The sequence below is a fragment of the Echinicola jeungdonensis genome (assembly GCF_030409905.1).
GTDB classification, from domain to species: Bacteria; Bacteroidota; Bacteroidia; order Cytophagales; family Cyclobacteriaceae; genus Echinicola; species Echinicola jeungdonensis.
This window is the reverse complement of sequence record NZ_JAUFQT010000001.1, coordinates 3,130,402-3,143,027: the sequence shown is the minus strand read 5'-3', so window position 1 is coordinate 3,143,027 and position 12,626 is coordinate 3,130,402. Positions and strand designations below refer to the sequence as shown.

General features: G+C 38.6%; 13 protein-coding genes and 1 other RNA gene. 6 read left to right on the top strand and 8 right to left on the bottom strand.

The annotated features are described in order from the left end of the window. Positions 1–40: 40 nt before the first annotated feature. The 6 genes from trpB to QWY93_RS13050 all read right to left on the bottom strand — a co-directional run bounded on the left by trpB (position 41) and on the right by QWY93_RS13050 (position 6,270). Positions 41–1,222: a tryptophan synthase subunit beta gene (gene trpB, locus QWY93_RS13075; protein ID WP_290248715.1), complete on the bottom strand. Its 1,182-nt coding sequence runs from the start codon at positions 1,220–1,222 to the stop codon at positions 41–43. Positions 1,223–1,233: 11 nt separating this feature from the next. Beyond that, positions 1,234–1,863, bottom strand: a complete 630-nt coding sequence (locus tag QWY93_RS13070) for a phosphoribosylanthranilate isomerase (RefSeq protein WP_290248713.1) — start codon at positions 1,861–1,863, stop codon at positions 1,234–1,236. Between the two features lies 1 nt (position 1,864). Next, positions 1,865–2,683, bottom strand: coding sequence for an indole-3-glycerol phosphate synthase TrpC (gene trpC, locus QWY93_RS13065; protein ID WP_290248712.1), 819 nt, complete (start codon positions 2,681–2,683; stop codon positions 1,865–1,867). A gap of 9 nt (positions 2,684–2,692) precedes the next feature. Continuing rightward, positions 2,693–3,703, bottom strand: coding sequence for an anthranilate phosphoribosyltransferase (trpD, locus tag QWY93_RS13060; RefSeq protein ID WP_290248711.1), 1,011 nt, complete (start codon positions 3,701–3,703; stop codon positions 2,693–2,695). 100 nt (positions 3,704–3,803) lie between these two features. After that, positions 3,804–4,370, bottom strand: a complete 567-nt coding sequence (locus tag QWY93_RS13055) for an anthranilate synthase component II (RefSeq protein WP_290248710.1) — start codon at positions 4,368–4,370, stop codon at positions 3,804–3,806. Positions 4,371–4,854: 484 nt separating this feature from the next. Then, positions 4,855–6,270, bottom strand: a complete 1,416-nt coding sequence (locus QWY93_RS13050) for an anthranilate synthase component I family protein (protein ID WP_290248708.1) — start codon at positions 6,268–6,270, stop codon at positions 4,855–4,857. A 405-nt stretch (positions 6,271–6,675) separates the two neighbouring features. Here QWY93_RS13050 and QWY93_RS13045 point away from each other — a divergent pair, with 405 nt between their 5' ends. After that, the gene (locus tag QWY93_RS13045) at positions 6,676–6,906 is read left to right on the top strand and encodes a hypothetical protein (RefSeq protein WP_290248707.1); all 231 of its coding nucleotides are present in this window, start codon (positions 6,676–6,678) and stop codon (positions 6,904–6,906) included. 12 nt (positions 6,907–6,918) lie between these two features. On the opposite strand, the gene QWY93_RS13040 is transcribed toward QWY93_RS13045, so the two are convergent. Beyond that, positions 6,919–7,203 carry a hypothetical protein gene (locus QWY93_RS13040; protein ID WP_290248706.1) on the bottom strand — a complete coding sequence of 95 codons (285 nt, stop codon included), beginning with the start codon at positions 7,201–7,203 and terminating at the stop codon, positions 6,919–6,921. A 142-nt stretch (positions 7,204–7,345) separates the two neighbouring features. Between QWY93_RS13040 and ffs the strand changes: the two genes are divergently transcribed. The 4 genes from ffs (at position 7,346) to QWY93_RS13020 (ending at position 9,392) form a co-directional block, all read left to right on the top strand. After that, an RNA gene (ffs, locus tag QWY93_RS13035) (signal recognition particle sRNA small type) lies at positions 7,346–7,437 on the top strand. Positions 7,438–7,543: 106 nt separating this feature from the next. Beyond that, on the top strand, positions 7,544–8,203 hold the full coding sequence (gene fsa, locus QWY93_RS13030) for a fructose-6-phosphate aldolase (RefSeq protein ID WP_290248705.1): 660 nt from the start codon (positions 7,544–7,546) through the stop codon (positions 8,201–8,203). A gap of 268 nt (positions 8,204–8,471) precedes the next feature. Beyond that, positions 8,472–8,675, top strand: a complete 204-nt coding sequence (locus QWY93_RS13025) for a fructose-6-phosphate aldolase (protein ID WP_290248704.1) — start codon at positions 8,472–8,474, stop codon at positions 8,673–8,675. 6 nt (positions 8,676–8,681) lie between these two features. Next, positions 8,682–9,392, top strand: a complete 711-nt coding sequence (locus tag QWY93_RS13020) for a cell division ATP-binding protein FtsE (protein ID WP_290248702.1) — start codon at positions 8,682–8,684, stop codon at positions 9,390–9,392. A gap of 197 nt (positions 9,393–9,589) precedes the next feature. Here the strand turns inward: QWY93_RS13020 and QWY93_RS13015 are convergent, their stop codons facing one another. Further along, positions 9,590–10,495 (bottom strand): flavin reductase family protein, encoded by a 906-nt coding sequence (locus tag QWY93_RS13015; RefSeq protein ID WP_290248700.1) that lies wholly within the window; start codon positions 10,493–10,495, stop codon positions 9,590–9,592. Positions 10,496–10,662: 167 nt separating this feature from the next. On the opposite strand from QWY93_RS13015, the gene QWY93_RS13010 reads away from it, so the two are divergent. Next, positions 10,663–12,549: a 7TM diverse intracellular signaling domain-containing protein gene (locus QWY93_RS13010; protein WP_290248699.1), complete on the top strand. Its 1,887-nt coding sequence runs from the start codon at positions 10,663–10,665 to the stop codon at positions 12,547–12,549. Positions 12,550–12,626 lie beyond the last annotated feature (77 nt).

The window sequence follows — 12,626 nt, the reverse complement described above, 5'->3', positions numbered from 1 at the left end:
TCCATTTGGACTGATAACCAACTTTTTTTTCACCTCTGGCTTAATAGCCTCCCCATTTGATATATGTTTCCAAATCCTTGTCTCCTCTACCTGAAAGATTCAGTACAATTATATCCGATGATTTGAATTTCACCTCCTTCACTGCTGCCAAGGCATGGGCAGATTCTATGGCGGGAATTATCCCTTCCAAACGGCTGAGTTCTATCCCTGCTTTCATGGCATCTTCATCTTTCACTGCAAAAAATTCTCCTCTTCCCACATCAAACAAATGTGCATGTACCGGACCAATGCCTGGATAATCAAGCCCTGCTGAAATGGAATGAGGTTCTACTACCTGCCCATCCTCAGTTTGCATCAAAAGTGTTTTGCTGCCATGAAGTACTCCCGGTTTACCCAAAATGGTGGTGGCAGCTGATTTCCCTGAAGAAATCCCCAAACCAGCAGCTTCTACAGCTATCAGCCTTACACTTTCCTCATTATAGTAGTGGTAAAACGCTCCTGCGGCATTACTTCCTCCACCTACACAGGCAATGACCAAGTCAGGATTTTCTTTCCCTTCTTTTTCTTTTAATTGCTTTTTGATCTCTTCACTGATCACCGATTGAAAACGGGCAACCATTTCAGGATAAGGATGAGGGCCAACTACCGACCCGATTATATAATGAGTATCTACAGGGTTGCTGATCCACTGTCTCAATGCTTCATTTGTAGCATCCTTCAGGGTTTTGCTACCAGAATTGGCAGGAACAACCTCTGCACCCAAAATGCGCATACGCTCCACATTGGGTTTTTGCCGTTCCATGTCAACGGCTCCCATATATACGGTGCAATCCATCCCCATTAATGCACAAACAGTTGCTGTAGCCACCCCGTGTTGACCTGCACCCGTTTCAGCAATGATGCGCTTTTTGCCCAGCTTTTTGGCTAGGATTATCTGACCAATTGTATTGTTGATCTTATGGGCTCCCGTGTGGCATAAATCTTCTCTTTTCAGGTAAATCTTTGCCCCATACTTTTCAGACATCCTCTTGGCATAATACAAGGGAGTAGGCCTGCCTACATAATCCTGTAAAAGGGAATGAAATTCTTTTTTGAACTCCTCGGACTCCATGATTTTTTCATAATTGTCCCGGAGTTCCTCTATATTGGGTTGTAGCATTTCCGGGATATACGCCCCTCCAAATTTGCCATAAAACCCTTTTTTATCAACTTCAATTTTCATTTTATTATCTTTCAATTTTCTCTTAATGCTTCTACAAACCGCCTGATTTTTCCGATATCCTTTAAACCTGGAGATTCTTCAAATTTTGAATTGATATCTACTCCCACCAATTGGGGAACCTTATTGGCCAAAGCATGTATCATGGAAGCGCTATCTTCATCAATCCCGCCACTGAGCAGAAACTGCTTTTTAAGAGGGTATTGCTCCAACAGGGCCCAATCAAATTTCCTCCCTGATCCCCCATACATTTTAGTTTGGGTATCAAAAAGAAAGTATTCTATATATGGCTCGAATGGTTCCAATGATTTCCAGTTCACTTGATCCTCGACCCTAAATACTTTGATGATTTTAACTGCGGATTGCTGATGAAGTTTTTTTACAAATTTCAAATCCTCATCCCCATGTAACTGGACAAAGGAAAGCCCATAATCATTAACCGTACCCAATACTTCTTCCAAACTGGCATTGACAAATACTCCCACTTTGGAAACCGGAAAGGAAGAAAATTCCTGCCCTTCTTTTTCTCCGGCATAACGGGAAGATTTTGGATAAAATATCATCCCCATTAAATCCGGCCCCACTTCCCGGATCAATGTTTGAATATTTTCAGGTTCCCGCATGCCACAGACTTTTACCTGCATATTATTGGTTGAGGTTTTCAAAATCAGGGCTTAACTCCTTGTATTTGCTCATAAAATTATAAGCCGCCTGGTGTGGTCGGATGGACTTCATGAAATTTTCTCCAATCAAGAATCCATCAAAACCTGACCTTTTCAAATCCACTAAAGTCTGGGGATCTGAAATGCCACTTTCTGAAATTTTAACAAATTCTGAAGGGATCTTATTCACCAAATCCAAAGAAGTCTCTAATGAAACTTCAAAAGATTTTAAACTCCTATTATTTACTCCTACCAAATCCAAATGGGAGTTAAGAGATCGTTCCAATTCTTCTTCATCATGAACTTCCATCAGCACTTCCAAGCCTAAAGTATGCGCAAATTTGGCAAGTTCTTCCAACCTATTTGGGTCCAAGGCCGCAGCAATCAATAGAATACAATCTGCACCGATGGATTTGGCTTCAATGATCTGATATTCATCAATCACAAAATCCTTTCTCAGGATGGGACAAAAATTAAATTTTCTGGCAGTAGTCAAATCATCATTGGATCCACCGAAAAATTCCTTGTCTGTCAAAATCGACAATGCAGAAGCTCCTGCTTGCATATAACCAATGCTGGTTTTTTCAACAGAAGCTGTTCCATTGATTAATCCTTTGGAAGGAGATTTTCTTTTAAATTCCGCAATGATCCCTGTCTTATCAGGCCGGGTCACATACTTTTTCATGGACACCACCCTGTTTTCATAGAAAATACTCTTTTCAAGTAACTTCACAGGTACTAGGGATTTCCTCTCAGCTACTTCCTCTTTTTTATGGGCAATGATTTTGTCTAATATATTCATGACTCAATATTATGCTATCGAAATTGATGTTTTGGGATTGACAAGCTTATTAAATACTTTCAGTGCTTTACCACTTTTTAGGGACTCTTCTGCCTTGTCAATGGCCTCTGGGAAACTTAATTTTTGATTGGCTGTATATAGTGCCGCAGCAGAATTAGCAATAACTACTGAATTCTGGGCCTCTGTACCTTTTCCTTTGAGGATATTCTGGAAAACTTTAGCCGACTCTTCAATAGTAGCACCTCCTTGGATGGCATCAGGTTTTACCTCTTTAAGTCCAATAGATTCTGGAGATACCAACCTTTCCCCTTGATTGGAAATCAATTTGAATTCTCCTGTAAGAGATATTTCATCATACCCATCAAGGGAGTGCAAGATACTGAATTTCACATTGTTATTCTGGTAAAGGTAACTGTACAATCTGGCCAATTCCAAACTAAACACCCCCACCAATTGCTTTTTGGGGAAACTGGGGTTTACCATGGGCCCTAACATATTAAAAAAAGTTTTTACCCCCAATTCCTTCCGGATTGGCCCCACATTTTTCATGGCTGGATGGAACAAAGGTGCATGCAAAAAACAGATGCCAGCCTCATCCAATCCCCGCTTTATCTCATCCATGTCATTGGAAAACTGGTACCCAAAATGCGCTAACAAATTAGAAGACCCACAAATAGATGAAACCCCATTATTACCATGTTTGGCTACGTTTTGGCCTGCTCCTGCTACAATAAAGGAAGATAGTGTCGAAATATTGAAAGTATCTTTACCATCTCCTCCGGTTCCACAAAGATCAATAGCATCATATTCGGCGATTTCTACCGGTATGCATAATTCTAACATGGCCTCTCTAAAGCCCGCCAACTCCTCCACAGTAATGCACCTCATCATATAGACAGTCATAAAAGCAGCAATTTGACTTTGGTTGTATTGGTTGGTGGCAATTTTTTTGAGTACCTCCTTGGCTTGTGACTTGCTCAAGGTCCGGTGTTCGATAAGATGATTTAATATATCTTTCATGATATTTTCCTTTTGGCTGGAATCCTCGATCCCTGTGATTATTTGAAATCAGGTGTTTTTCCTGAATTTTTGGTTGAAATCCCCTACAATATAAAAGGGTTTAGCCCTTTATCCAATTTGACATAATTTGTTTCCCATGCTCAGTCAGGATACTTTCTGGGTGAAACTGAACCCCTCTCACTTTAAAGGATTCATGTCTAACGGCCATTATTTGACCATCCGGTGTTTTTCCAGTAATCACCAACTCCTTAGAAAGTGTACTTTCATCTATTACCCAACTATGATAACGGCCAATTTTGAATTTTTTGGGAACACCTTCAAATAATAAGTCATCCTGAACTTTAACCTCAGACGCAACCCCATGAACAACTTCTGTAAGGTTATTCAGACCACTCCCGAAAGCCTCTCCTATGGCCTGATGTCCCAAACAAACCCCCAAAATATCTTTTTCTTTGGCGTATTTTTTGATTAGGTCTGGCATGATCCCAGCTTCTGCAGGAACTCCCGGCCCTGGAGAAAGCAAAATTTTATCATATTCAGCCACAGCCTCCACCGAAATTTTATCATTTCGGAAAACGTCCATTTGATCTCCATACCCCAGGTCCCTGATCAAGTAAACCAGGTTGTATGTAAAAGAATCGTAATTATCTAGAACTAATATTTTCATTTTTTTCCTTTGGATGTTTAAAGGTTCAAATGTTGAAATGTTTTAATGTTATAAAACTTCCTTTTTCCCATTATCCCCTCCAATTATTTTTATTTTCAAGTTTATCCAGGTAATTGATAAAGCTTTAAATCTTTCTGATAGTAAGGCAATTCACCTTTGAGAATTTTATTTTCTGGATATTATACCCACCATTCCTTTCAAATTAAGCAAATTGGCTTCGTACATATCCTGCAGAGCCTTGCATATAGGAAGAATTTCCTAAAATATTTGTTACTGTTATACTCAATCTCTTCTAGAATATTATTGGAAACTAAAACTGCTCCCCTTATTAACTGATCCCTTGTTCTTTAATTTCTACCTAAAGGGTAAAAATTGGACAAATCATATAATTTCAACCCAAAACCAGTTGTTTCTTGCTAAAACCTTAAATCCTCAAAACAGTAAATTTTGCCAACACTTTCAATATACCCCCTTTCAAAACTCCTTAAACGTTCTCCGCGGCCTTGAGGGCTACCCTGAGGGCTTCAAGTTTATTGGTGACTTCCTGGAGTTCGCTTTCGATGGAGGACTTGGCTACCACCCCTGCTCCAGCTTGAAGCCTGAGATGGTTATTTTCAGACACAAAAGAACGGATCAATATGGCATGGTTGAAATCCCCGTCAAATCCCAAGAATCCAATGGCTCCTCCATAGAACTTTCTGCTAGTATTTTCCAGTTTATCAATAATCTCCATGGCACTGTATTTGGGTGCACCGGAAAGCGTTCCTGCAGGGAAGGTGTCAGCCACCAATTGTAATGGGTTGGCAGATTCCGGTAATATTCCTGTCACCTTGGACACCAGGTGGATGACGTGGGAATAATACTGGATTTCCTTAAACACTTCTACTTCTACCTTTTCTGATGATCGGCTCAGATCATTTCTGGCCAAATCCACCAACATTACATGCTCTGAATTTTCCTTGGGGTCATCATATAATTTCCGGGCGAGATCTGCATCCGCTTGATCATTTCCAGTTCTTTTAAAGGTCCCAGCTATGGGATATATGGTGGCCTTTTTGTTTTTCACAACAATTTGTGCTTCAGGGGAGCTTCCAAACACCTTGTAAGACCCATAGTCAAAATAAAACAAATAAGGCGAAGGATTGACTGAACGCAATGCCCTATAAACATTGAATTCATCCCCTTTAAATCCAGTGGTATAACAGCGGGAAAGCACAATTTGGAAAACATCCCCTCTAAAGCAATGTTCCCTTCCTTGGCGAATAATATCCAAAAACTCATTATCCGTATAATTGGAAGTTTCCTCTCCTACCAATTTGAATTGGTAACTAGGGATATTTTTATTGTTTAGGAGGGTTTCAATTTGATCAATACTGCTCCCCTCTTCCTGACCATCCACATGGTGCTCAAAAATGTAAAGTTCATTTTTGAAATGGTCCACCACTATTACATTTTTATATACAGAATACAGCACCTGGGGAACATCAGATTCCTTGGTGTTTTCCAATTTGATATCCTCAAAATAGGCCACTGCATCATATTGCATGTAACCGAAAAGACCATTGGTAATAAACTTAAAATCATTTTTCTCCTCTTTGAATCGGCCTGAAAATCCCCTTAAAGCATCAACTAACTTGTCATTTGGAGAAAGCGTGTAGGATTGTGACTGGTCAAGGGGCAGGTTCTCCTTTATCTTGCCAGAATTAAAAGAAAAAGTGGCCAAAGGATTAAAACAAATATAGGAAAAGCTATTATCCTGCCCGTGGTAATCAGAACTTTCCAACAAAATGGGATTCTTAAATTTGTCCCTAATCTGAAGGTAGATACTCACCGGTGTAATGGTATCAGCCAAAAGCTTTTTATACCTGGTTTTAATTTTAAAATTTTGCACTGTGTCCATGATTTAAGGTGAAATTGGAAATAAAAAAGGCTTACCGGGAAAATCCAGCAAGCCTTTTATTTAATATATTTTGGTCTCAATTTTAGGCAATAGCTAGCTTATCTTCCCGCTGAAGAAGTTCACTTTGCCACCACCAATATTGAGTATTTACCTTTTCCATAACTTGATTTCCCGCAAAGTTAAAAAGCCATTTTATTTTACAAAATAATTAATTGCAAAAAATAATACTTTTAATATCAATTATCCTGATCATTTCATTTCCTCCTTATAAAAACCCGCTCATTATCAACTGAATATATTAAACACCAGTAGTTTGTATTTTTTAGGAGTGTAAGATAAGAAATGAAAAAGAGTCTGGACAGTCGTTAAAATTGCTATATCTTTGTTTTCTTAAAAGTTTTAGATATGAAGAAAGGCATTTCAAAATACTATAAAAGAACCTTTGATGATTATCAGGTGCTCGTTCAGGTCAACCCTGAAGATTATTCTGGCATCGAATTAATCATACATCCATCAGGGAAAATCGAAAAAACGATTATGGATTATGATGAAGAAATCTATGATGATCTTAAGGTTGATGAATTTGAACCCTGCAGTCCATTGGAGTTCAACTTATTCCTAAAAGGGGTAAAATAACCCCTATCAGAATTATTGATCATTATCCTCTTCCCCTTGATGCCAATGATGGGGCAATTCTTTTTCCTCCAATTTGATCAATTCCTCATCCTCAAAGGTTGCCAATAGGTAAAACCGGTCATCCCTGACAACCCGGTAAGTCTTTAAATTTCCCTCAAGACTACTGATCACTGCATTTTTATTTTGACGAAGAAAGGCCCTTTCCTCCATTCCAATTTCATATTTAGGTTTGGATTGGAAAACCGCACAACTCCCCAAAACCAAGGTAACACTTAATATTAACAGTAGATTTTTCATAATAAAGGTTGTTTTTAATCAACTTAAGAAAATATACAAAAACATTGCCATTTTTTCATCCTGACTCCTAACAGGTTATAAATTCAACTCATTTATTTTGTAATGGGCTTTTGGAAAGGAAAGTTTTTAGCTTACCTTTGTATCCGAGCGGCACGACCAGCTCCCGCTGAATCCCCCAGGTCCGGAAGGAAGCAAGGGTAAGTGGTTGTAGCGGTGCGATGCCGCTTCTTTTTTTACTTTTTCATTAATTGTCAAAATTACATTTATTTTATTACCTGATTATAAAAATAATCAACTACCTTTACGAACAAGATTCTAACAAACCAAAAACCGTTTTACGATGAAATTCTTTATTGACACAGCCAATCTTGATGAAATCAAGGAAGCCCATGATTTAGGCGTATTGGATGGAGTAACCACCAATCCTTCCCTAATGGCAAAAGAAGGGATCACTGGTGAGGATAATATAAGGGCGCATTACAAGACCATTTGCGACATTGTGGATGACAAAGTAAGTGCCGAAGTGATTTCTACCAACTTTGATGAAATGATCAAAGAAGGTAAAGAACTTGCCAAAATAGATGATAAAATTGTGGTCAAAGTTCCTATGATCAAGGAGGGTGTGAAAGCAATCAAATACCTGAGCAGTGAAGGTATCCGTACCAACTGTACTCTGGTATTTTCTGCAGGCCAAGCTATTTTGGCAGCAAAAGCAGGTGCGACCTATCTTTCTCCATTCATTGGAAGATTAGACGACATCTCCTTTGATGGATTGGACCTGATTGAACAAATCGTTCATATTTACCAAACTTACGGATTTGACACCCAGGTCCTGGCTGCCTCTTTGAGACACACCATGCACTTGGTTAAATGTGCCGAAATGGGTGCTGATGTGGTAACCTGTCCTCTAAAAGTAATTACCGGCTTGTTAAATCACCCATTGACTGATGCAGGATTGGCTAAATTCTTGGCTGACCATGCAAGTGCAGCAGCAAAATAATTGTAATTTAACTTGCATTTTGATCCACTGACTTAATCCTTAGGAATATTGGTCAGTGGATTTTTTTAGTTAATTAAGGAAGGCATTCTGGAACTTTAGAAAAAAGTGGAATTCAATTCCCCAATTCTGAGATCAGTTATTACTATTTTTTTCATTTCGAAATAATAACTTATTGCTACCATCTAAAATCTCAATAGTTTTATTTTATAGAAAACTTTTTTCCCATTTCCTTATCTTTTAAATTTCGCATTCACATTGCTCCAATTATATGTACATCATCAAGGTAAAAGGCAAGGCTAAAATCCCAGATTATATCCAAATCCGGGATGAGAATTTTGTCCTGGTGGCTTATTTCCGTGCTGACAGGCCGCTTAAAAACCTGGAAAAATTTGGCCTTGAAGGCAAGGAAGAAGCCATGGAAGACCTGATTAAATCACTGCCATTTGGCAAATTACAAAAGCTTGAACTTTAATCGAATATGCAATTTTCCAATGAACCTGTTGTCCGCCTAAATAAAGCCTGTATTTTCCAGGGGATAACGGCCATCCTTCAAGATGTTACTTTTCAAATTGACAAGGATGAATTTGTTTTTCTTATTGGGCGGACAGGAAGTGGTAAAAGCTCTTTGCTGAAAACTCTTTACGCAGATTTACCCCTTAAAATGGGACAGGGTTCCGTGGTGAATTATAACCTTAATGAAATTAAATCTAAGGAAGTCCCCTATTTAAGAAGAAAATTGGGGATTGTCTTTCAGGATTTTCAACTATTTACGGACCGAACAGTAGCTGAAAATCTATATTTTGTGATGAAAGCCACAGGCTGGAAAGACAGGTCCAAAATGAAAACCCGAATGGTGGAAGTGCTAATGCGGGTTGGTTTAGGGGGAGCAGCTACCAAAATGCCCCATCAACTTTCCGGAGGAGAGCAGCAAAGGGTGGTTATTGCCCGGGCATTGCTTAATGAGCCTTCTATTTTATTGGCTGATGAGCCCACCGGAAACCTTGATCCGGAAGTAGCTGATGGGATTTTTAAGCTCTTTCAGGAAATCAACAAACAGGGAACAGCTGTTTTAATGGCCACACATAACCATGAATTACTTAGAAAATATCCCTATAGAATTCTGAAATGTGAAAAAGGAAGAGTATTGGATTCCAATGAAACGGAAATATTGGAAGCCAAAAAGGAATGAAAATTCTGCAAAACTCCAAACTTAATCTTTACTGGTTGTCCCTCTCTTTTTCCAAGGGATAGGCTAATTGTGTAATGCCGAATGTTTAAGGCCAGAAGGAAAATAGGAAATCAAAAATATGATACGGCGTTCTTTATTCTTTTTTTCCCTGGCTCTAATAGGCAACTGGATATTATATCCAAATACACTGCGGGGGACTACCCCATTTCAAGGGTAGTCTGTAATAATGCTTTCCAGGCATCCATGGTTTTCCCCTCATGAAGCAACTCCTGTGCATATTGATGCAAATGTATTACCAACCCCTCCTTATCATTTTGAAACCTTACTTTCATTTCCCTGATTTCATCCCTATTCCCAAATTCTTCAATATCTTCTTTCAAAGGTAATTGGGGCACATTCCCAAGTTTCCCCAAATCATTTCCTGTCAACACCATGCTAAAGCGTATGGGCTCTGGGATTTGGTCCACTCCGATCCCAATATTTTTTACAGGCTTTTCCACTTCAAACAATGCTTGCCCTTGCGCATGGCAATACCAATTTCCTCCCATTCTAGCTACAGCATCCAATTTATGGGGATCAATTTTTCCCTGATCATCAAATAGCTCATCTTTAAAATGAGCCAACAGAATTTCACAAATCACCAAATTGGCAGCTCCTCCTTCCTTCCCAAAAGAAATTATATCCCTCACTCTGCATTCAAAAGCAGCAGGGGATTCCTTTACCCGGGGCGGTTTCACTATTTGAGATGGCATTTCAGAAAATCCCGCTTTTACAAATTCATTAACCCCTTTTGGATATTCTGTGCTGGACAAAGACATCTGTTGAACCATGGAATAACTAACAATATTAATCACCACTTCGGGTACTTCTTTTACATTTTCCAGGCTATGCTTCGTTGTATTATTTCTAACTCTTCTTGCAGGAGAAAAAATCAAAAGGGGTGGATTGGATCCAAAAGCATTAAAAAAGCTAAAGGGGCTGAGGTTTACCAAACCCTCCTGGTCCATGGTACTTGCAAAAGCAATTGGCCTAGGGGCTATGGCACCTAACATCAAACCATGAAATTCAGCAACTGAAACATCCTTGGGGTCAATGATTTTCATAGATTATGGGTAAAAATTTCCATTTATTTCAATCCCAAAGACAAAATATCATAATTATCCAGCAATTCTGCTAATCATAAGCCAATAAGTTCAGGATTAGAACAAAAAGTAGCATTTGAATGCTTTGGCATTTTTGTTTAATTTACCTTTAGATAAGCCCTAAACTAATGAATCCAAAATTCCTAAAAGCTTTAATCCTTTTGGTTCTAACCCTACCCATTTCGGTTTTTGGCCAAAGGATTTCCGGAAGTTCCACATTAAAAATCGATGATAACCTCAACGAGCGGATTTTTTCAATTTCCCAATTAGAGTTTTTTGAGGACAAGGAAAACACACTTGAATTTAAGGATGTTGTAGCCCCTGATTTTCAGGACAATTTTAAAATACGGCCTTCCTTTTCAAAGAATAAATTTGATATCCATAACACTTATTGGGTTAAGCTATCTATCGAAAAAACTCCCGAAAGCAATAAAAAATGGTTGATGGAATTTTATGACCAAACCATAGATTCCATAGAGGTATTTGCCCCCGATGGAACTGGTGGGTATGAAAAGTATAAATTTGGTGATGCTCATTCTTTCCAAACCAGGTTATTTTCCCATAAAAACTTTGAACTGATCCTTAACAATAACGAAGAGGGAATTGACAACTATTACATCAAAATCAGATCAAATCAAAAAGCAGACATCCGGATTGCCATCCGCTCTTTAAACCGGTTCATCTATTATGCCCTCAATGAGTATTTTGTTTACGGTATTTTTTATGGCATGATAGCAATTATCGGATTATACAACCTCCTGGTTTATACAGCGGTAAGGGAAATCAAATACCTATATTACACTTTTTACCTTGCCAGTGTGGGGATTTATGCCATGTGTGTGGATGGCATAGCTTTCCAATACCTATGGCCTAACCACCCTTCCTGGAACCAAATTGCCAATGGAATATTCAGTTATTCCATTGTTCTTTGGGCCATATTGTTCTCTATAAGATTTTTAAATATCAAGCACCGCTCCCCAAAGATCCATCAATTTCTTTTAGCCATTTTAGGCATCAAATCAGTGCTGTTTCTGGTAGGCTTAATCTGGGATCCAAAGTTATTTGAAATTAGGTATTATGACATCATTCCTTTTTCCTTTATCTTTTTTGCCAGTATCTATATATGGTCAAGAGGCTATAAGGTAGCCCGATTTTTCGTAATTGCTTACGGTGTTTTGTTTTTTGGTGTAGTAATCAAGGTTTTGGTAAATACTGCCATTATCCCCCATATGACCCTGATTTATTATAGTCTTCATATTGCTTTTTTGTTGGAAATGTTACTATTAACTTTTGCATTGGGTGACCGGATCAGGATCCTTAAAAACAACCGGGACAGGGCCATGAAAAGAGCCATCAAACAAATAGAAATTAACTATGCCCTTAAAGAAAAGGTAACTCAGGAACTGGAGCTCAAAGTGGAAGAAAGAACCCGGGAATTGAAAGATAAAAACCAGCTTTTAGAAAAATATAACGAGCAGTTGATGGAAAAAGATGAAGAAATCAAACGCTTCAACGCCATCCTGGACAAAGACAATTGGAAACTAAAAAGCAGCATCAAAGCATCCTTCCAAGCAAGGCTTACAAATAAGTTATTGTCCTATGAGGAAATCCAAAAGATTTTTCCGGATCAAGCAGCCTGTTTCAGGTACCTGGAGGAATTCAAATGGGGACAAGGATTTGTATGTCGTCACTGCGGCAACACCAAATTTTCCAAAGGCCCCAAGTTATTTACAAAAAGATGCTCCAAGTGTGGCCATATAGATTCAGTAACTGCAGGAACGGTTTTCCATGGCATCAAATTCCCCATCGAAAAAGCATTTTATATCGCCTATTCCACCATTTCCAATTCGGAAAAACAAACCCTGGACCAACTTTCTGAACAGTTGGATTTACGCAGAAATACCGTTTGGACCTTTAAAAAGAAAATCCAACAGCTAATTCAGGAAAAAGGCTTGATAAATCCCCATTGGCAGGACATCCTTTGGCTTGAAGACAATAAGGTGAAAACCAAATAATATTTTTTTTACCAAATTTTCATTTCCATTAATTTATGCATCTCCTCTTAATTAGTATTTAAAGGAGATAACAAAAC

Excerpts from the sequence above, each read along its gene's own strand:
- fsa (WP_290248705.1), top strand. The coding sequence starts at position 7,544 with ATGAAATTCTTTATTGACACAGCCAATCTTGATGAAATCAAGGAAGCC.
- trpB (WP_290248715.1), bottom strand. The coding sequence starts at position 1,222 with ATGAAAATTGAAGTTGATAAAAAAGGGTTTTATGGCAAATTTGGAGGG.
- QWY93_RS13070 (WP_290248713.1), bottom strand. The coding sequence starts at position 1,863 with ATGCAGGTAAAAGTCTGTGGCATGCGGGAACCTGAAAATATTCAAACA.
- QWY93_RS13025 (WP_290248704.1), top strand. The coding sequence starts at position 8,472 with ATGTACATCATCAAGGTAAAAGGCAAGGCTAAAATCCCAGATTATATC.
- trpC (WP_290248712.1), bottom strand. The coding sequence starts at position 2,683 with ATGAATATATTAGACAAAATCATTGCCCATAAAAAAGAGGAAGTAGCT.
- QWY93_RS13055 (WP_290248710.1), bottom strand. The coding sequence starts at position 4,370 with ATGAAAATATTAGTTCTAGATAATTACGATTCTTTTACATACAACCTG.
- QWY93_RS13010 (WP_290248699.1), top strand. The coding sequence starts at position 10,663 with ATGAATCCAAAATTCCTAAAAGCTTTAATCCTTTTGGTTCTAACCCTA.
- QWY93_RS13050 (WP_290248708.1), bottom strand. The coding sequence starts at position 6,270 with ATGGACACAGTGCAAAATTTTAAAATTAAAACCAGGTATAAAAAGCTT.
- trpD (WP_290248711.1), bottom strand. The coding sequence starts at position 3,703 with ATGAAAGATATATTAAATCATCTTATCGAACACCGGACCTTGAGCAAG.
- QWY93_RS13015 (WP_290248700.1), bottom strand. The coding sequence starts at position 10,495 with ATGAAAATCATTGACCCCAAGGATGTTTCAGTTGCTGAATTTCATGGT.
- QWY93_RS13045 (WP_290248707.1), top strand. The coding sequence starts at position 6,676 with ATGAAGAAAGGCATTTCAAAATACTATAAAAGAACCTTTGATGATTAT.
- QWY93_RS13020 (WP_290248702.1), top strand. The coding sequence starts at position 8,682 with ATGCAATTTTCCAATGAACCTGTTGTCCGCCTAAATAAAGCCTGTATT.
- QWY93_RS13040 (WP_290248706.1), bottom strand. The coding sequence starts at position 7,203 with ATGAAAAATCTACTGTTAATATTAAGTGTTACCTTGGTTTTGGGGAGT.